Source organism: Vibrio sp. THAF190c, from assembly GCF_009363355.1.
Classification (GTDB): domain Bacteria; phylum Pseudomonadota; class Gammaproteobacteria; order Enterobacterales; family Vibrionaceae; genus Vibrio; species Vibrio fortis_A.
The window spans coordinates 98868-118684 of sequence record NZ_CP045341.1 but is presented as its reverse complement, the minus strand read 5'-3'; the positions used below and the strand labels follow the sequence as shown (position 1 = coordinate 118684).

The following is a 19817-nucleotide window of genomic DNA, read 5'->3' as shown; positions in this document are numbered from 1 at the left end:
TATTTACTCCATGACTCGCATTTGTTGATAAGAGTGCTCAACTTTTTCCTCGACAAGCCCATCTACCTCTTCAATGATGGAGCGGTAGTCTAATACGCCAGAAGTTAATTTGGATTGAGCATGATCTCGAAGGCTAGGAAACCCTTGCTCTTTCAAGTGTTCTAACCATTCATTCAACTTCAGCTCTCTTATAAATTCTCTGGCTTTTGCATCAACCAAGATGAGTTCAAATAGAGCTGTTCGACCTTTTTCGCCCGAGCCTTTACAAGTTGTGCAGTTGCTATGCGAGTTACGGTAATATACTCCACTTACATCTACATCTTGCTGTAGTCTCATTTTTTCTACATCTTCGTATGCTTGCTCTAAAGAACTGTCTCTATCGAAGTATTCATTGGCTTTCTCATGTGGGATTTTACAATCAGGGCATAGTGTTCTTACTAACCTTTGGTGCGCCAACCCTTTAATGATACCTGGAGCAGCAAGCTGTGAAACGGGTACGCCTAGCTGCTCTGCGATAGTTGTTATAATGGAGATAGCTGAGTTACAGTGAATGGTCCCAACCATAACCTGACCGGTAGTAGCCAATCTCATAAATATAGCTGCTGCCTCTTTATCCCTTACCTCTCCAAAATAAAGACAGTTTGTGTCGTGACGCAAAAGGACTTTTCCATAATGCTGGAAGCTCTTCGTTTTCTTTTTTGTTTTCTTATCAGTAAAGTCTTCGTTGACAGCTGTAGAAAAGTTGTTTTTCCCTTGTCTTAGGAATTCAACTGGATCCTCTAGAGAGTGTACAACCTTCGTAGATTTAATCGTACTTAAGCCCGCGTTTATGGTAGTTGTCTTACCTGAACCTGTAGGCCCACTCATTAAGAGTGCTCCTTGTGCCGAATTAACGATCTTAACAAAAGCGTCTATATGCCCTTTAGATAGACCTAACTGTTTAAGTGTCAGTATTTTTTCAGCACCAATCTGTAGAGCACGGATAGTTACTTTACTGCCATCATCAATTTTAATTTGAGATAAACGCCACTTAGTCGTCTTGCTCAAAGTAACTTTTGAGCCCTTTGAGTCGACTTCAGATACATCAAGCATAATTTCGAATGTTGCATCTACCTGTGTCTCCATAGAAAAGGCTTGTTGTCCACCAATTGCTGTAGCTGCGTAACGACAGAGCTCTTCACCATACTTTAAGGTTTGATTTGGCATCAAATCAATGAACTCGCCGTCTTTTCGTTGACTTAACTCTGATGTGCCATGCTTATTGCTTAAACGAATATGGACGTCTGAAGCACCATTCGCGATGGCTTGTTCTAAAACACGTTGAAGACGTAATTTCGCGTCTGAGTCACTTAATGCTTTTTCGGATTCAACTGAGGTTGATGAAATTGATTTTATCTTTAGAACCGCGTCCCTAACTTCAGTTTCCGATACGAGTATGAATTTAGGTTGAACACCGTAGAAAACTCCATCAAATGCTTTTTCAGAATTTTTTACGGCTTTCTCAATATCAGAGTAGTCAAACTCGTTTTCATTCTTATAACCACATAGGTATCCATCATTATTGATGTAACATGTTTCTGACTCACAAATTAAATCTCTTAACTTCTCGTCTTTACAAATACCTTCGACATAATCAATAGTCTTAGCTTCCATTTACCGCCCTCCTTAGCTTTCAAAACCGCTGTGGCCAAGTTTCTTGGTTACATTGGCAGGAACATATCTAATTGAGATATTGGACTCATTTATGTCTTTGATTACAAAATCTCCAAGCTTTCTCCCAACTGTTGCTCTAAACAACTTTTTATCGTATCGAACCCAAGCCGAAACCTCGTTTTCCATGCCCTTTCTTTCCGTAACCGTTAACGACGCCAATGTAATTCTAGAAAACTCCTCTGATATGTCTGAGTCGTGTATCGAAGCGCTTGAAAGTAAAGGTTTAGTAGTTTCCAACTCCGTAAAACCTGAAGTATCAACATTAGGCACTGGAATGAAATTGCCGTTAACATTCGTTGGAACTACCTCACCAGTAATTTGAAGTTGGTTTAACTTCTTGGCTGCCTTTAACTTCTCGTTCTTGGCTTGTAACTCAAGAAGCATGTTTTCCCTGAGAATATTCATAATGCGCTTGTTATCGTCGCTAACGAGTAGATGATTACTTGAGTCAACGGTAATAGGCGCAGGCTCAAGAATTTCCTGAACTATATTCCCTTCACTGTCTGTGTATTCGTATGTTTTAAAATTCTGGACTTCCGCAAGTGTTGCGCCGCCACTAAGAAGCGCTGCGCTTTCATTTTTAGAAATGTTTTCGATAGATTGGGATTCACCTGTAGGCGGTAGCAACTGTTGAGATACCTGTTCTGCTTTCTGCGGCACATACGGTACAACTGGTTTATAGAAAAACATCCAATAAATACCCGCTGCGCCGAGACTTAAGAGGGTTAGAACCATAAATGGTAGGATTTTCTTTTCTTTATCAGTCATGGTTATACTCCAATTATCGTTGCTGTTAGTTCGATGTTTATGATCGTTTTGTTGTTTTCTAATGGTTTAATATTAAGTTTTTCAACAAAAATCGGTTTGTTTTCAAAGATATAGTTAAAGACTTCAAGGTAAGCCACAGACACCCCCTCAAAGTAGAAAGACACCAACTGCGTTGTGTGATCTAAGTTATATACGGGTTCGTTTGACCTCATTTTCCCGCCTAAACTAATCATCAAGTCCATAAACTGGTCGCGAGTATCTACAAAATTGGACTTGTGCTTTGTCCACTTAAACCAAGATGGTTGAATTATGGGATATTGAAAGACTGCCTTTTGACCATTGATTGTTATAAATCGGCCGTTCTGAATGGAGTCTCTAAAGTACTTCAATTGCGTAGTCTCACCTTGTAGGTGCTTGATCTGCGCGTATACATTCCCGGTATCAAAGAAAACCTCATCTATTTCCCAGTTCTCAGGAATTTTTGAAGCCAAAAGGGTGGCTGTTACAACAGCTTCGAATATGTCTTCATATAAAACCCGATTAACCATTGTTTTTCGATATTCGTAAAAGTTGTCTTTACGGTGTTTTTTAACCTGAATAATTTTCTCTACTGGTTCAACAACTGCTTCCTCTTCTTCCCCAGAGAACATCCACAAGGCTAGGACTAAAGAAGTGATAGCAATTCCACCAGCTGTTTTAAGCCGCTTTACTAAGGTCTTGTTATATTTATCTTTGAGTTGATGAGGACTATTTTTTAATTCGCGGTCTTCAATTAACGGTATTACTATTGGATCGATTTTCAGATCATTAGAGAGTTCAATGTCCTCGGTAACAAAGACTGGTACCCTTTTCCTTATTGCGCTCTCAAGCTTATCGACAAGGACTGTATCCAGAGCAAAAACCTCCCATTGAGCACAGCTAACTAACATCAATGACGTATCAGTCTGCTTAAGGAGTATGATTAACTTCCCTGATTCAGAGTACGATTCGTACTCTGACTTAATCTTGTCTAAATAAATTTGCGGAAGGATTGGACCGGGTTTATCTGCGGAATACCGAACAATACTTTCTTCGTAATCAATTGCTAAGTCGTAATTGTTCTTTACCGAGCTGCGCATCTTGGCTAGCTTGGCCTTTCTATCTTCTTCTCCGGAAACCGCTATTTGCTGTACTTTCAAATTCATAATTCACTCACTTAACGGTAGTCAATTGAGTTTGTGTGGACTTTTCGCGGAGTTAGGACAACTAACGTATCTGTTATTCTTTGTGTGCCTGATTTGCCGAATGTAGCGTCTAAGTACTCACTCTTGTTAGCTTCATTTGTCTCTTGTCGCATATGAGCAACAACAAATGGTTTGTTGTATTCATATGACCCAGAAATATTGAAACGTGCTTGACGAGTTCTTGGGCTGATCACCGTTACATTTTCAACAGTTTGCTCTTCAAGTCTCAGTACCTTAGACAAGACACCATTTAGTTTCAGGAATACTTTGTCTTCTTGGATGTTAGGCACTACCAACATTTTTACACCATCGCGTACTTCACCAGTTTCGATTGATGTCGTTGGATTATCGTTATCACTACCTTCATAGGTCACCTTTACTGATGCGAAATAGGATTGAATTGAACTAAGATCTATCTCTTGCGCCATATGATTAGAAGCTGCTACGCGATTATGGGTTGTTACCGAAACATCGCCCGTCATTCGCAATGCATTGATTAGCATTTCTGAGCCGGACCAGCTGCCTTCATTTGCTTTTAAACCTAACCCGATGGTGTCAATCGCATCTGCAAAAGTAGGCGAGGTTAAGTCGAATCCGAGACTGTACTTGCCGTTATTTTTAACTGCATCTACATCGATACCAATTTCTGCACCTTCATCTCTTTGGTATTCAAGAACCACAACTTCCAAAGAAACAACTTGCGTTAATTGGTCGACCATATCTTTTACATATTGCTCTACCATCAACATCATTGAAGGTGAAGTTCGAACTATGATACTTGAGACACCTTCAATTTTTTCCACATACCCAAGGGTTGGACTTGCTACACTTGACGTACTTACTTGGCTAACATCGTCACCACCAGTTGTGATATTTTTTTCTCCAGTTAGCATCTTATTGATACCGTTGAAAATTTGCTCAGTTAAGTTGTAGCTTTCTGCCTTTGAATGTGAAAATTGACCATCGCCAGAGCCAGTTGTAGCAATCTCACCACTCGCAGCTTTATCGTTATCGGATGAGCTACCACCGCCAGAGTTCGAGCCAATTTGGAAGTTGTTTGTACCTATTGTGGTCGGCAGATCAAACGTTTTTGATACGAATTTATCAATTTTTACTACCCCTTCTACAACCGTTATTCCGTAGTTGACCTTTAAAGCTAAAACGTTCAATGCTTCTTCTTTAGTCCCTTCGAAGAAGAGGCTTTCCAACTTACTTGGCTCAACACCCTCGCCGTATCTAATTTTTATGTCGTATCCAACGATTTCTTTAATTAAAAGTGTTAGCGGTAACTCTTCAGAAGCTAATTTCGTACTTTCGTCTAACCAATCTGGACGATAAGAGTTATCAACCTCTTTGATCTGTTGAGGTGGACGATCTAATACGACAACCTTTTGAAATTTGTTTTCCTGTAATGTTTGATCTATCGATCGCTTTTGCTCCTTCGCAATCGCTCTGAATTCCCCAGGTACTTCTAACGTTGAGCAAGCCGATAAGACCGTAGTCGCGAAGAGCGCTGCTACTAGTTTTTTCAAATCCATGCTTAGTTCTCCTTAACTACATAAGCTGTTCGGGTTGAAGGTACGATTGCACCGCGTAGGTTAGGGAAACCATCAAGCAACTCCGTTAGTGCTCGTTGAATGTTTCCTTTTTCAGAGATGATTGGGTAAGAAAAATCAATCTCATAGTCTTGCGCCATGAAGTGGGCGTCGAGGTTTTCTATGTTCTTGTTCCAGCCATAAGCATTAGCAAGTCGATGAAAGTTATCTTTCAAAGACCCCTTACTGACTGTGAACATAGTTACAGGCTGGTTACTTGAAGTGATGATCGCTTCATGTTTTATATCGTTTAGAAATAGGTGTACCTCTAGCTCGTCTTTTCCTAGATCACTGATAAACCCATCTCTCTCGTTTAATTCAGACTTGCGGGCTTGTTCTACCGCCTGAAGCATCAATAAAGTGGTTGCCTTGGCGAAGTCCTCATTAACAACATCACTATGAATAACCTTTTGCGCTAGGACTTTCTCAACATCCTTGTTAACAAGCTTTCCATATTTATGGTAGCCAACATCCCCAATCCATCGGTAAAGCGCTTGTTCATACGACTCACCTTTAAACAATTGATAAGATTGCTCCGGCTCTACTAATTTCGTATCAACTGGGTTGCCTTGATGATGGATTTCCAGAGCATTGTTCACTGAGTAGATTGTCGCTGTCCTAGTGGCATTGTTTAATGACACGTACAACTTAAAGTCTTTGGGTAAACTAGATTTGAAGTCGACCCCCTTCATAGAAGCGTCACTACCGATTTGGTTTAATGCCGTCGGGAGAGTGTCATAGTAAGTCGCAGACTTTTCGACATCTTCAGAAAGTGTCTCGTTCACCTCATCACTAAGAACATAAATAGTTGATAAATAACCCTCCATAACAAGCCATCGAGATATCGTGTCTTTGTATGAATCGCTCTCTTCTGTAGTGAAAGCTCTTACAGTTCGCTGACTAGGCTTACTAGGCCAGTTACCAATGAAATATCCAGCCTGATCGATTTGAGTTTGATTCATACTTAGAGATGTATGATCTACACGTTGAACGGCCGTAACTGCCGGTGCAAGTTCTGGTTGATGATTATATGAACTCGTGTGTACTCGGCCTTCAACGAAGGGCATTTGTGCCATCGAGTGGTCTGAACCAGTAGTTTTTTGGCTGTAATACTGGTTAGACTTTGGCGCAAAAGAGCTACTGTACATTTGTGTTGGCTCTTCAATAGGTACCAGTTCATTAACCTGTACTTGGTTCAAATACGAATTTTCACTAGGCTTAACCGCCTGTTTCTGATTGTTTGAACAGCCAACCAATAGTGCTAATGCAATAGCTGTGCTTATTACCTTTTTGTTATGGTTAGGCATTTTACTTCCCTCTGATAATCAGCTCTTTTGAAGATTCGACTGGATCAACACTTAATGGGTATTGGTGCAGGAACGCATCTACAGTTGGCTTTATGTAGTTTGTTAAAACAGTGGTAAATTCAGTATCGATTCGGTAGTCGGTTGCTTGGTAAACAAGACGGTAGCCAAAGTGGTCAGCAATTCGACGAAGGTTGTCTTTTACAGTAGTGGTATGAACTTCGAACGCTTCTACTTTTTCCCCTTTGCTAAATGGGTGAAAAATCACTTTGTTTGTTGCTTCATCCTTTGTTACTGAAATCGGAATATTCACGTTTTGTCGATCTAACTCATCAGCAATGAACTCCTTCATTACCTCAATGTTGTTTCGAGCAATAGTGCTGTCATTTTTGACAAGTAATGAATTAAAGAACTCGCGATGCGGACGGCTTTTAAAAAAGTAAATAGAGCCGTCATATCCACTATGCTCAGCCCATGCAGATAAAGTCTCTCTTACTGTGTAACCCTTGTAGTAGTTATACTCGACAGCTTTTTTTTGCTTAGCTAAGTCTTCTTGATATGTTCTGTACACAGCTTCTTTCTGCTGACGACTTCTCTTAAATTTTGGCGTGAAGATATGGGGAACGTTCAATCGGTCATTAAACGAATATGGAAGAATATTGACTGTATTTGTGCCCTTATCAAAAACAGGTAAAAGACCAGAGCGGTCAAATAAGTCTAAAAATGCTACTTGTGGGTCTTCGTAAGTTAAACGAATCGTCATATTACGCACTGCATAGTGGTCATACGGGTTTAAGTCTTTAGACCACTCTACAAACTCAACACCAATAGCGTCTGCTAGATTGTTAGACGCCATAACCATCTGCGAATCCTGCAATACACTTAGCTTGGGGTAAGTAATATCTGGATAACCATTTATGGTTTTATCTTCTATAGGATCTATTCCAATAGGTGGCATTGGGGTGCTTTCACAACCGGCCAATAACGCCATTGAAATTAATACTGTCACTCTATTCATATGTTTAAGAACTCCCTGTTTCCCTACATGACGCAGTTCACAATGAGCCCCCAAACATTCGATGCCAAAAAAGCGGTCTAATGGAATTGATTTAGAATTTATTGAACTCTTTGCATACGAATACAATTGACCGTCGCATTGTTCTACTTTATTTTATTTACACATGCGAAACATATCGCTCATTAAACCTAAGTTACTAATCACCCTTAACTTATTTACATGAGGAAATCGCATGACACCCCCCTAAAAAACATCTCTTTGTTGCACTCTCTCTCATTCTTTCTACTTCGGTCATTGCTGGCGTATCTGATATAAAAAGCAATGGAAGTGCCAGAGGCTATGATTTAATTCAAGATGGAGTTAACTCATCAATAGGTGACCCAGGCTTTGTAACTAACTCACTTGGTAGTGATGAGTACAAGCCGAGATTTAAACTCGACCAAGCAAGTGGTCAACCTCTAGCAATCGATATAACCAACGCAACGGGCTCACCGTCCATTGACCTATCAAGAACAACAGGATCTAACACTGCAATTGATGAAATCGTAAGTGCGAACCCTGAACCAACACTCGGTAGTTGGGTACGTTACTATTCCACAATTCCAAGCGGTGAAACTGTATTTAATATTTCTTCTCTAGGTTCTTGTACCATCATTGATAGTTTCGCTAGATTAGAAAAGTTGAACACTCGACGCCAATGTACTGGTGGAGGCCGCGACGGGGGTAGGGATTGCAGAACAGAGACTTACTACACGTATACCTATCATCAGTGTCAATGAAGCAGTTTTTGTAAAAAAAGCGGCCTACCCTTTAACTAGAAGGATAGGCCGCTTTTTTCACATTCATTTATGTCTATGCAACGAACCAGTTGCTAGCCAGAGTACTAAAGTCTGACTTACAACTAATTTGTTGAATATCTGGTTTTTTACTGTTTTGTAAAAACATCCCTTTAACTCGACCTAATAACTTAATCATTCGAGATGGTTGTCGGATAGTTTTTGGAGTTCTAAAGCCATTATGGAAGGCGTATTCTAGTAGAGTCTCATACTGTTCGATCAATAGGTCTCTATTTGAGTCGTATAAGTTGAGTTCTAATACAACTTCAAAGACATCATCTAAGTTTAGAGGACTAACTGACAACTTGGAGAATGAACCGTAATCCAAGTCAGGTTTTAGCTCAAGGCGTATGATTATATCGAGGAATTCGGTACTGACGCTTGAGACTAGCTCATTAACGCGCAGCTCAATATTAGAATCACTATCAAACTTAAGCCCCACCAATTTCATTCCAAGTTTAGGCGGCATTGGTGGAGACTCCATGAATGTTAACCTATCCTTTTCTAGACTGGTTACATAAGAGAGTGCATCGTACGTATGCAGTCCAATGTTGTCCCAGTAGTAACACGATAAATCGAACTCATTGGCATTAGTACGATGCCGTACTTGTTGATACTCAATACCAGATTTAATTCCTGACTTGATCATTTCTTCTATAAGGTAACCGTAAGAAATGATCTTCAAACTATCTGATACAAAAGGGTTAAAGAACTCTGATTTAATCTTCAAAAGCACAATCTATCTCCGTGGCACTTAAGTCCATTCTTTATAGGTACAACCGTCGGTTTTGTACCCAGAACAGCTAATGAATGGCTTCTTTTTCTTATCTTTAGGCTTAGTTACTTTTAACGGTTTACGACATTCTGGACAGGATTTCTTGAATGGTTTACCGTTTAAGTCTGGTGCTGTTTTCTCGCAATTTGAACAAGTCCAAAATGCTCCGAACTTTCCATTGATCAGTTTCATTCCATCCTGCTTGCAATGAGGACATTTAGCAGTTTGTGTCTTTGGAATTAACTCTTTTGGGATGTTTAGCCCTTGACGTTTGACGTTCTGAATTTCCGCCTCAATCGTTCTATCGACCTCAGTCAGGAAGGTACCTATATCCATACTTCCTTCACCGATAGATTTGAAAAAGTGGGACCAAATCGCAGTGGTTTCCGGGCTCGTTATTCGTTCAGGTAACAACTGATATAGTAAGTTGCCTTCTTCAGTGGGCAAGACCTTACTGTTAACCTTTTCAATAAACCGATTGTCGAATAAGCCCTTCAAGATTCCAGAACGTGTTGCTGCAGTTCCGATTCCCCCTTGCTCAGAGTTATCCGCATCTTTTTCTAGCATCCATGCCTTAATTTTTGGGTCAGTTATGTATTTGGCTGTATTCTGTAAATCTTTCAATAGAGTAGTGTTGGTATAACTTGGTAATGGCTTAGTCTCTTTTTCCTGCGACTCTACAGTACAGCTGTTGATACACTCACCTTGTTGCAATTGTGACGCACTATTCAGTCCCACATCGTCTAAAGCAGCCTCATCGCTTTCCGCGTCATTTTGAAAGACAACCGACCACCCTGGATTTATGACAGACTGACTTCGCCCGTTGAAGTAATGCTCTGTACCTTTATCGCTTTCCACTAAAAATTGATACTCAGTTATATGGCGCTCTCTTTTAGGATAGAACTGGATCAGATAGTTTCTGCAAATGAGTAAAAAAACAACCTTAAGTTCCTCTGGCATTTCTTCAAAACCCGCGACACTTCCAGTAGGAATAATCCCACCATGAGCCCCCGTTTTAGAACTGTTAAATGCTCTGGACTTTATGCTTGGGTTGCAGTGTTCAGTAAGGGGAGCCAGAAGGCCTGTTTTCGCCAAGTTAGATATAACTTCAGGAGCCTCAGAAAAAGCTTCGTCAGGACAATAACGGCAGTCTGAACGATTATAAGTAATTGCATAGTACGGCCCCTCACGTAGTTTCTGTGTGTAATCAAGAACTTCGTCCGGTGACATACCAAAATACCTACTACACTCCACTTGAAGAGTTAGCAAATCAAAAGGCAATGGTGCTGAGTCTTGTGTCTGTTTATTCTCAACTGTAGTAAGTACCGCTGAGCGTCCATGCAAAGACTGAGTTAATAAGCCTACCTGCTGTTTATTACTCAATCGTCCCTTTTCATCAACATCAAATAGGTGATTTTCATCAAGTTTCAACTTAGCTTGAAAAGCTCCTACACTTGTCACAAACTCGCCGGTAACGTTGTAGTAAAAGCTCTTTTGATGGTTCTTACGTGATAATTCTCTTCGAACGACTAATCCTAAAATGGCACTTTGAACACGTCCTACATAGAGAGTTTTCATAAACCCTTGCTTTTGCGCCTGACAAGATAAAAGGCGAGTCAAATTATATCCTAGCCTTTGGTCAGCAATGCTTCTTGCCTTCTCTTGATAGAAAAGAGTCTGGTAGTCGGCATTTGATTTCACATTTGATAGCGCTTTTGCAAGTTTTTGCGGATTATTGTCATCAATAAGAACCCTGTATGCACTTGCTGGATTAATACCAACATACTCCATAACCTCGTCAGAAATTGATTGTCCTGCAGCATCAATATCTGTCGATGCATAAATACGGTCTGCCTGCTTTAGAAGCCGCATTACTGTCTTGAGTTGCCCTCGTGTCTTTGGGTTCGGCTTGTACTCTATCCCATACTGTAGAGGCAAATGAGCAAGGTCCCATTTCTTATATGTAGGGTCGAAGTCTTCTGGGTCTTTTAGTGCTAAAAGATGGCCAATAGCCCAAGTAACTATTACACCGTTTCCACAATCAAAGTAACCATCCAGTTTTTTGGGGTTATTTGAAAGAACTGCAGATAGATGCTTTGCGACTTCGGGTTTCTCGCATACATATAAATCCATGAAAAATTCGCCTCTTCTGGTAATCAGAATTAGCTTATGCCGTTTATAGAGCTCTAGAATATGAAAAGAGTTATCTTTGAATTCCAATCAAACTACATTGAGATAATCTTCGTACTTGCTATTGAAGCTATTTTCTACGGCTTTTATATGTTCAACTCCTCCCGGAGAGTCTACCTCTCTACCAAGCCTTTCGTACTCTCTTAAAAGATACATAACTGGGGACTCAAGTTCTTTAAATGCACCGATCTGTGGGTTTTTAGACTTCTTAGCTAGATACTTTTCGAAAGCTTTATGGTCGAGCCCCAAGCCCTTTGGCATCTTATAACCACCATCCTCACGACTCTTGTACAGATAAAAATATTTCCCATATATTAGGATGTAGTCATCGAGAACATTGCTTTCATTCAACGGAATGAAGTGTGCGTTGGACAACTGAAAGTTTTCGGACTGGAAGATCAAGACCTCATCCAAAACCTTCTCAAGTTCTTCTTCCTGAAAACTAATGATGATCGAATTCTTTGTTAATGGGTTCATTGTGAAGCAGTGCCAGTCTCCTTCACTAGTTGTAGCGAAACATAACGCAACCAAGCGGGTGCGATCCTTCGCACTCTCAGGTTTGCATTCAAATTCGAACTGTACTTTTCGTAGGCTTCTAGTTTTAAAATAATCCTCGTAGAGAGCATCACAACGCGAAACACAGCCCGATTCGGTTCGTGTATGAAAGCTAGGAACGAACTGCTTTAGAAGGTGCTTTACCTTTTTATATACTATGAGGCTTTGCTGAGAATCAGCTGTTTCATAATGATGTTCCATTTCATTTATAGCGCTAAATAGCTGTGATACTTCCTCATAATATCGCTTCTGCATTAATACCTCCGGATATGGCTGAACTTAACAGGCAACCTCTTAGACTCGTCAGAAATCGCCAAACTCAACATCACTTAACGCAAATGTGTCTCTTAAGGTTAAAGTTTTCCGCTTATATTGCGGTCATCGGCTGAATTTTTTGCAAAAAAAAACTCCTGTTAAGGAGTTTTCATATTAGATGCCAGTATCATTCGAATTGTCTACTGCTATTAGATGGTCGAAATTCGGACTCAATATCTGCCACCTGAGCCTCGACTTCAGTACAAACAACGTAGTTTGCGTTCTTTGCAAGACAGGTACGAGCTTTCTTCGCTAGTCTCGCATAGAAGTCTCTTTTAGGCTGTTTTACTGAGGGGCCCAGTGCATTCATAGTTCTCTTTAGTCGACGATAGAATCTACGCTGTAGATCGTACGTTGTCAGCTTTAAAGTCATCGCACAACCACTAATGCTAAAAGCATCTTCACTATCAGTATCAAATACCCAAGCAAAAATATCTTCTAAGTTGTCAGGGCGAGCATATGACTTACTAATCAAATTAGATGCTTCACCAACGATAGCTATCTGCATATCCCTAACTGAAGCTACGTTCCACTCAACATGTCCAGAATCCAAATCAAGGTGCTCTTCTTCGTCTAAAGCAGAAATATTGATTTGGGATTGCTGGTCAAGCGTATCAGATACCAAATTACAACTGAGGTCTTTACCACTCTCAAATGTTGAAACGATGTTCCAAGCCATATTTTCTTGAGTTAGTTGAGACAAATCAGTATCTAGATCAAAATCAACGATAGCTAGTTGATTCAATGAAGTTTTACTAGTCAGACTTTTCATGGACATTTCCTTTTAAATAGACCCTTTCGGGTTCGGTGTGTGAGCCTCAAATACATGAGGCTCATAAGCTAAGAGTTTAGCCGGTGGTTCGTCTTTTTTAGACCTTTTCAGGTATATCAAGTTTAATGTGCAGCACCTTCCATCAAAGGTTGTCACTAAGCTGCTATGACATTTTCACTACTGAGTAGCAAAATCTTTCCATTGGTTAGCATTCGCTTTGCTAAACAATGAATTGATAGCCTTTATTATAGACAGCAAATCATAGATTTTAAAAAGGGATGCCCTATGCTTTTTAGCATAGGGCAACATTCTTTCATTAAGAAATGTAATAGTCATCAAGTTCTTCTAACGGCGTCTCATCAATCTCGGATGGATCACTTAACCCAAATAGCTGTTGAGCAAGTGCCTTCTTCTGATTGTTAATAACGTTGTTTTCAACTTCTTGAAGTAAGTTACTGTCCTTAACAATAGAGATTCGAGCAGAAGGTTTACCCACTTTCGTGAATTTTTTTCTGTCCTCTTCAGTTATTTCAATGCCTTTTGAAGCAAGAAATTCTTCAAACTGAAAAGTCTCTCGGCCCTTAACTGTATTGATCTTTACAGCATGCAACATGAGTTGTTTATACCCACTTGCTTTACTCATTAGATCACTAGTTAGACTTTTCTTGTCATCTTTAAGCTCTCTCAACTCTTTCATGAGCTTTCGCTCATTTTTGAGTACTTGAATCAACTCTAAAGTCTGACTATCCCAATCAACAAGTTCCTGTTCGGTAGGTTCGTAATAGTCTAATTCCTTATCTTTTTCTGGCGGTATTGCAGGTTGGATATGTTCAATAACGAACTTATCCACCAACTCAAAATTTTCGGTGATAAGATTATCATCTCTTATAACCTTATAGATTTTCAGTTTGTTTATCTTGCTGAAGTAAAAAACCAAGTAGCCGTATGGTGCATTCAACATGCCTATTTGATATTGAACTTGATCATAGTGCTCTTCAAAGAGTTTTGATTTTTGTCCATGCTCAACTAGGTCCCAAAAGCGACTAGTTTCTTTATCTTCTTCTGAAATACTCTCTGAACACTCACCAGATTTAGATGTGGGACACTTAATCTCAACTGGTACGTTAAGACCACGAATCACACCATCAAAGCTAACTTTGCGCCAAGGCTTATCTTTATCGAACCCACAGTAAACATCGATGGTAACACCTAATTTCATTGCAACAGTCTCTAGGACTAAAGGCTCGAAAAAATTGCCACGCTGTACATTAGGGTCTCTACTCAGATCTTCAGGGAGTCGAATCCCTAATTTCTCAGCCCAAAGGAGCCAACGAGTTTTATAGGGTGATTTTCCTTTTATGACTCGGACGTCACTAGCTCCACAACCCGAGTCACGCCAAGCCGACCATTCATCAGAGCCTTGTTCTAGATTTAGAATTTCTAAGTCTATTAATTTCATTGCATTATCCTTTTATAGACCCTTTCGGGATATTGTTAAGTACTGTTTGGCAACCGCTTATTAGTCGATTGATTTCTGTACTGGTGGTGCAGAGCCCAGCATGAACAAGTGGTAACGGCACCTTTGCTTCAAATGAAACTAGAGTATACGTGTCCTTCATTGATAGTCCGAAACTCTTAATCTCTTTAATCAATTGATGGAACTGTCTACGCTTCATTCGAACCGGCTGTTTAGCTGGAAGCGATACAGGAAAGCCATATTGATCGACTTTTCCAAGATAGCCACAAGTATCACATTGGTAACTATCACCTTTACGTTCGTAAATTCCAGAACAACAAGAACAGACAAACTTGCCTTTAAACGTTGTAGATTTTACCCCTAGCATTGAGCCTATTGCTAGATGTGCTACATAGCTAAGCATGGGGGCCACATCAGATCTATCAGCACTCAAGTGCATTGCCAATAGAACGTCCGAAGGTGACAAATTCTCTTTCTTACCAGAAGCAAGAAAGAGCTGTTCTGAAAACTCTCTTAGTTTTCTGTGTTCTTGTGCGTAGGCAAAATCATTCGCTTTGGGCTTATTAGGGACCGTTTTAAATTGGTCAATCACAAGCTTCGCGAACAAACGCTTTTTTCTGTCGTATGACATAGTTTTATTCCTTTTTTAGACCCTTTCGGGTTATGAGTTTTATAATCCGCGACTCGACTATTCGAGCGTCACTCAAGCGGACGTGACGTTTACTACTAAGTAGTAAAATGTATTTAAGAATACGCCCCTTGGGGCGTATGGTTTAAGTACATTTGTATCCTTATTGAATCTTGCTCTTCAGCTCCAATACCTGCTGTTCAAACCAAACTTTGGCTATTTCATCAGTTATGGCAGATCCACAAACAATCAATGTTTGTAGCGATTCCTCACCATTAGCAACCAATTGAATTAGAGGTTTAAACATCGAAAGCACATTGCGTGGCAGTGTCGCTTCGTTTATCTCTGTTTCCAATAGTGGCTCTCGTTCGTTTTCCTGCTTTTGAATTATCTCTTCCGATTTAAGTTCATCATCTTTGACGGGCTCATTGGTCTCTGTAGGAACTTCTTTTTCATCTAAAAGATCCAAGCTCGTGTCTGAGTTTTTGATGGTACTTTGCTCGAGTAACGGAGCAGTTTCAGATTCAACCACCGAGTCCTCAATAGGCTGTTCATTAACCACGTTCTGACTACTGACCACATCATCAAAGACTTCTACATCATCCAATTTGATGTTCAAACCACGCTGCTTCTTCATACCCTCTCGTTCTATGGTAGAACACGGGATACTAGATGCCTGCTCACTCTGACTACTCATGCTTTCCACACTCTTCGTGTAATGCATTTGAGTAGCAATTTTTTCATACTCTTTAGTTATGTCAGAAATAATGTCTGAATCTGCAAGACAAGAAATTCTTAACATACGTCGGAGTGCTTGAATAAAACTGACGTGACTAAGCATGCGCGCCGGTCGGCTCCATGAAGGTAGGTGATTTTGAGCATTATCGAATACTTCACTGAAGTACTCTCTCGCCAAAGATGAACCCTTAGTTTCATGCTCTAAATAACACTCTATCCATTCTGGAACTTTGTAGTTTTTGCCGCTTATCTCAATTTCTTCGGTTGATTCGCTATAACGAAAATCACGCTTAGTGATACTTTCCGCCGTAGCTATCTTCATCCACCCATCCATTGATGCCATAACCTTTAAATCACCAAATGGTGTGAAAACTCCATAGATTTCGGCATTAAATGGATTTAAGTCTGTTGTTTCTGAAACAGTAATAACTTGGGTTCGATGGAAATTAGTGATCTCCTTACCTTTCTCGATATCTGTCTTGAAAAACGTGTTATCCAAGTGGAGCAAAGCAGATGAAACATCACTTTGTCCTTTGTCATCTACGAAACCATACTTCTCTGCAAAAGAATGGTGAATTTTTTGGTCCACATCTACAGAGCGTAGGAATCCTCGACGGGTATCAGAGTTTACAGCGGTGCTATCAAAAGCTTCATGTGATGGTTTTTTTTCAACCATGGGTTTTCTCCTTGTATAGACCCTTTCGGGTTTGGTTAGTTAAGGCGATAGCTGAACGATTTCAGCTCTAACTCTCACGCCAGTTAGAATTTTGTGCCAAATGCACAAAAGCCAATACGCATAGTTTAGCTATGAGTATTGGCTTTTGAGTTAATAAGCGGGTTGAGCGCATGTTCTTATACTATATACATTTACGCTCAACCTTGTCTAGTTTTCGCCCGTTAGATTTATCAGGTGCCTATTTAGGTTTTTAGCTAGGGTAATTAAATACCGAGCTCTTTAACTAGCTCTTTGAGTTTACTTTCAAGAAGTTTAACCTTTTCCGGATCCGCGCCCTTTTTGTAAAGGTTACTGAATTTAACTACCAATTCAGTCCTAGCGCCCTTCCCTTTTGTCTCTAAAAGGGCATTCTTAGATAACTTAGTTTGAGAAGCGTTGCGAACCACTCGGTCGAACATATCAACTTTTACTTCTTTCAAAAGCTCAATGATCAAACATTGTTGCTCAGCCAGTGGAAGCAAGGATAGATCAAGGTGTGCTAAACCAGTATTTTCCTCAAGCTCCATAAGGGGCAATGAAGAAGATATCGCTTCTGTTGGGTCAAGTTGTTTTGACTCAAAGCCGTCGTCGCCGTTTACCAAACGCGAACATTTTGAAATGTAAATGTCCTCGGCACCTTTTGACTTTGCCTTACTAATGAAATTACACAGCGCTATATACTGGGCGCCCGTTAGCTTGCGACTATTAGGAATTAGTTCTAGAAATTCGGACGGTAGTTCAAAAGCTTGTAAATATCGGCTGACTGTAGTGTGACTTTCATTGAGATAAACGCCAAGTTTACGTGTAGAGGTTAAGTCTTCAACTGACTCACCATCAGCTGCATTCGCTGCTTCTTCTTTATTAGAAGCCATAATTTCAGCTATGTTTTTTCCATTTTCCCAGTAGCTTAAATCCTTTCGTAGTCTGGAAATATCGGCTATCTGTTTAGCTTCTTGTTCTGTTAGCGGATCGCGAGTAACGAAAACAACAAACGTTAAGTTTCTATGAAGAGCTAATTGGCGACGACGACTGCCCTCCAGTACTTGAATTTTTTCTTTACCTTCGATTACAGCGGCGATACCCGGATAGGTATTTTGGCCATTAAGCACCATTGTCTCTTCGATGTCAGAAAGTTCTTCAATTGTTTGGTGTTCTTGGTCACGACCGTTCTTATTGAAAACCTCCGTATTCAACTCAATCGCGTCTTTGCCTTCAAATCGCATAACATCACATTTAATAGTGCGATTGTTGACAACGAAATAGAACGGCTTCTCATCAATAGAAACATTTTCTAGGCCCAACTTTTCAGCAATCTTCGAGATAGCAATCGAGCGAGTAGCGTCGTCATAGCCCTTGTTGTCTAGGGAACGAAGTATCGTATTAATTGAGTTGTTTTGATCAGCCACAAAACCAGAAACCTTCGCTTCCATGGCTACTTCATTTGAGTTTCCAGTATTTGATTCAGCATTGTCCATTAAACTGTCAAAATCTGCTGTCACTGGAACACCATTGGAATTACTCATTCTGCTGCCTCATCAATTAGGTTGTAATCTTGGAATGGGATTAATGTTGCGCTGTTATAAATACTCTTCAGGTTATCTCTTACAGTATTCGCTTGACGAGACGTTGACTTAAACAATTGAACAGGAACATTGTTAGCACTCGCGTCTTCATAGAGCTTCTTCGACTCAATCATCATTGTACCCAGTGAGCCGTGAGTGCCGTTGATAGTTTCAGCGCGCTCCTTGGCATCTGCATTTGTTTTAGAGTATTTAGTAACTGCAGTTCTAACAGACTTCATACCCTTAGCGTCTTCCGGTTGTAAATTTTCAAGAATCACTTGGCAAACCTCAAGGTATTCAACAAATGCGTTAACATCTTGCTGTAAGCCAGTAACAGGAATGATGTGGTGATCAGCTGCATAAAAGAATGAATATAATGTGGTATCTACACTCGGGTTAGCATCAATAATAATCAGGTCAAAATCATCATAAAGTGGACGAAGAATTACATCTGAATACAAGGAGTATGCTTCATTACCTTTCTCATTTTGAGCAAGTGAAAGGGTAATATTCAGGTACTTTTCCATCTCTGAGGATGGCATGAGCTTCAAGTTTTCCATGAAGGTATCAAGCACCATGTTCGTTCCGTACATGTACTTGCGAAATTTTGCTTGAAAGTCGCTGCTTAAAAGCTCTGCTCGACTCTTACTTTTAACAGAGTCAATCAGGGTTCGAGCACCTGCTGTAGTTTTTAAGTTCGGTGCAAACAAATGACGAAGTGAACCTTGTGGATCACCATCAATTAATAAAACTCTCGGACGGTTAACAACATCAAGGCCACCTTCTACAGCCAAAGCCGTCGCTAGTGCTGTTTTGCCAATTCCGCCTTTACCGTCATGAACATTGATGATCGCAGGTTTAGTTTTGCGTCCATTCGCCTCTAGTTCAGCGCGTTTCTCTCTGATTGACTGGATATTTAGAGCTTCTGCGATTTCAGTGGCTTGTTCATAGTTGAGGTCTTTGACATTGTTGCCTTTCTTCGGGTACTTAATGCCTTTTTCTTCTTCAAGCTGTGCCATCTTTGTTTTAACAACGGCACTAGTTACCCCACTAGCGGAGGTAAATGAGTTTTGTTGATAACTACGCTTTTCCATCAGATCGATATTATCGATGACAATAGTGTTTGCCTTAAGCGGCTTTACATTACGGTGAATTAACCCGTACTCATCGATAGATGCTTGAATATCGCTCATGCCCTAAATCCTTTAATCAGTAAGTTACAAACTAGTTTATACCCAATTTCAACTATTGCAACAGCAATTTGCATGCTTAGCATGCAAATTGCTGATTGAGTGTGACAATTACAATTAAAGGGAGCATTTTGCGCATTGAGCTTGTAAGGTGGGTTTTTGCGAATGAAGTCAGAATTTAAACATAAGTAGCTAAGAACTGGCTGACCACCAGCTCTTACTGGTACTAACGAAATGTCATCAACGATATCTTTGTAGGATCAAAATTTAATTGTTCTACCTTTATCCCAAGAGCATTTGACACTTTCACCAATGTGCCTTTCTGGTGCTTTTTTCTGTTACAGTATTGGCTAATAGCAGGTTGAGTTAAGTTTAATCGTTGAGCGAGCTCTTCTTGAGAAACACCTAAGTAAATCATCCAAGCCTTCAATGCTGAGTCATGA

General features: G+C 40.1%; 16 protein-coding genes. All 16 read right to left on the bottom strand.

Annotation, left to right across the window (positions count from 1 at the left end; translation table 11 throughout):
• Positions 1–3: 3 nt before the first annotated feature.
• Positions 4–1653: a GspE/PulE family protein gene (locus FIV04_RS25755; RefSeq protein WP_152471269.1), complete on the bottom strand. Its 1650-nt coding sequence runs from the start codon at positions 1651–1653 to the stop codon at positions 4–6.
• 12 nt (positions 1654–1665) lie between these two features.
• Positions 1666–2481: a hypothetical protein gene (locus FIV04_RS25750; RefSeq protein ID WP_152471268.1), complete on the bottom strand. Its 816-nt coding sequence runs from the start codon at positions 2479–2481 to the stop codon at positions 1666–1668.
• A gap of 2 nt (positions 2482–2483) precedes the next feature.
• Positions 2484–3665: a hypothetical protein gene (locus FIV04_RS25745; RefSeq protein WP_152471267.1), complete on the bottom strand. Its 1182-nt coding sequence runs from the start codon at positions 3663–3665 to the stop codon at positions 2484–2486.
• A gap of 11 nt (positions 3666–3676) precedes the next feature.
• On the bottom strand, positions 3677–5242 hold the full coding sequence (locus FIV04_RS25740) for a hypothetical protein (RefSeq protein ID WP_152471266.1): 1566 nt from the start codon (positions 5240–5242) through the stop codon (positions 3677–3679).
• 2 nt (positions 5243–5244) lie between these two features.
• Positions 5245–6606, bottom strand: a complete 1362-nt coding sequence (locus tag FIV04_RS25735) for a hypothetical protein (RefSeq protein WP_152471265.1) — start codon at positions 6604–6606, stop codon at positions 5245–5247.
• A 1-nt stretch (position 6607) separates the two neighbouring features.
• Positions 6608–7621 (bottom strand): hypothetical protein, encoded by a 1014-nt coding sequence (locus tag FIV04_RS25730; protein WP_152471264.1) that lies wholly within the window; start codon positions 7619–7621, stop codon positions 6608–6610.
• An 852-nt stretch (positions 7622–8473) separates the two neighbouring features.
• Entirely contained in the window at positions 8474–9193 is a 720-nt protein-coding gene (locus tag FIV04_RS25725) for a hypothetical protein (RefSeq protein WP_152471263.1), read from the bottom strand.
• 18 nt (positions 9194–9211) lie between these two features.
• Positions 9212–11365: a DNA topoisomerase gene (locus FIV04_RS25720; protein WP_152471262.1), complete on the bottom strand. Its 2154-nt coding sequence runs from the start codon at positions 11363–11365 to the stop codon at positions 9212–9214.
• Between the two features lie 87 nt (positions 11366–11452).
• Positions 11453–12232, bottom strand: a complete 780-nt coding sequence (locus tag FIV04_RS25715; RefSeq protein WP_152471261.1) for a hypothetical protein — start codon at positions 12230–12232, stop codon at positions 11453–11455.
• A 187-nt stretch (positions 12233–12419) separates the two neighbouring features.
• Entirely contained in the window at positions 12420–13064 is a 645-nt protein-coding gene (locus FIV04_RS25710) for a hypothetical protein (protein ID WP_152471260.1), read from the bottom strand.
• Between the two features lie 316 nt (positions 13065–13380).
• Positions 13381–14523: a lambda-exonuclease family protein gene (locus FIV04_RS25705; RefSeq protein WP_152471259.1), complete on the bottom strand. Its 1143-nt coding sequence runs from the start codon at positions 14521–14523 to the stop codon at positions 13381–13383.
• Positions 14524–14527: 4 nt separating this feature from the next.
• On the bottom strand, positions 14528–15172 hold the full coding sequence (locus FIV04_RS25700) for a hypothetical protein (protein ID WP_152471258.1): 645 nt from the start codon (positions 15170–15172) through the stop codon (positions 14528–14530).
• A gap of 160 nt (positions 15173–15332) precedes the next feature.
• Complete coding sequence (locus FIV04_RS25695; RefSeq protein WP_152471257.1) at positions 15333–16583, bottom strand: hypothetical protein; 1251 nt, start codon at positions 16581–16583, stop codon at positions 15333–15335.
• Between the two features lie 263 nt (positions 16584–16846).
• Entirely contained in the window at positions 16847–18145 is a 1299-nt protein-coding gene (locus FIV04_RS25690) for a hypothetical protein (protein WP_152471256.1), read from the bottom strand.
• Positions 18142–19377 (bottom strand): ParA family protein, encoded by a 1236-nt coding sequence (locus tag FIV04_RS25685; protein WP_152471255.1) that lies wholly within the window; start codon positions 19375–19377, stop codon positions 18142–18144. Before FIV04_RS25685 ends, FIV04_RS25690 begins: the two co-directional genes overlap by 4 nt.
• Positions 19378–19600: 223 nt before the next feature.
• Entirely contained in the window at positions 19601–19792 is a 192-nt protein-coding gene (locus FIV04_RS25680) for a helix-turn-helix domain-containing protein (protein ID WP_253895679.1), read from the bottom strand.
• Between the last annotated feature and the right edge of the window lie 25 nt (positions 19793–19817).

Bases quoted from the DNA above. Each gene is read 5' to 3' on its own strand.
- FIV04_RS25755 (WP_152471269.1), bottom strand. From the start codon at position 1,653: ATGGAAGCTAAGACTATTGATTATGTCGAAGGTATTTGTAAAGACGAG.
- FIV04_RS25750 (WP_152471268.1), bottom strand. From the start codon at position 2,481: ATGACTGATAAAGAAAAGAAAATCCTACCATTTATGGTTCTAACCCTC.
- FIV04_RS25745 (WP_152471267.1), bottom strand. From the start codon at position 3,665: ATGAATTTGAAAGTACAGCAAATAGCGGTTTCCGGAGAAGAAGATAGA.
- FIV04_RS25740 (WP_152471266.1), bottom strand. From the start codon at position 5,242: ATGGATTTGAAAAAACTAGTAGCAGCGCTCTTCGCGACTACGGTCTTA.
- FIV04_RS25735 (WP_152471265.1), bottom strand. From the start codon at position 6,606: ATGCCTAACCATAACAAAAAGGTAATAAGCACAGCTATTGCATTAGCA.
- FIV04_RS25730 (WP_152471264.1), bottom strand. From the start codon at position 7,621: ATGAATAGAGTGACAGTATTAATTTCAATGGCGTTATTGGCCGGTTGT.
- FIV04_RS25720 (WP_152471262.1), bottom strand. From the start codon at position 11,365: ATGGATTTATATGTATGCGAGAAACCCGAAGTCGCAAAGCATCTATCT.
- FIV04_RS25715 (WP_152471261.1), bottom strand. From the start codon at position 12,232: ATGCAGAAGCGATATTATGAGGAAGTATCACAGCTATTTAGCGCTATA.
- FIV04_RS25710 (WP_152471260.1), bottom strand. From the start codon at position 13,064: ATGAAAAGTCTGACTAGTAAAACTTCATTGAATCAACTAGCTATCGTT.
- FIV04_RS25705 (WP_152471259.1), bottom strand. From the start codon at position 14,523: ATGAAATTAATAGACTTAGAAATTCTAAATCTAGAACAAGGCTCTGAT.
- FIV04_RS25700 (WP_152471258.1), bottom strand. From the start codon at position 15,172: ATGTCATACGACAGAAAAAAGCGTTTGTTCGCGAAGCTTGTGATTGAC.
- FIV04_RS25695 (WP_152471257.1), bottom strand. From the start codon at position 16,583: ATGGTTGAAAAAAAACCATCACATGAAGCTTTTGATAGCACCGCTGTA.
- FIV04_RS25690 (WP_152471256.1), bottom strand. From the start codon at position 18,145: ATGAGTAATTCCAATGGTGTTCCAGTGACAGCAGATTTTGACAGTTTA.
- FIV04_RS25685 (WP_152471255.1), bottom strand. From the start codon at position 19,377: ATGAGCGATATTCAAGCATCTATCGATGAGTACGGGTTAATTCACCGT.
- FIV04_RS25680 (WP_253895679.1), bottom strand. From the start codon at position 19,792: ATGATTTACTTAGGTGTTTCTCAAGAAGAGCTCGCTCAACGATTAAAC.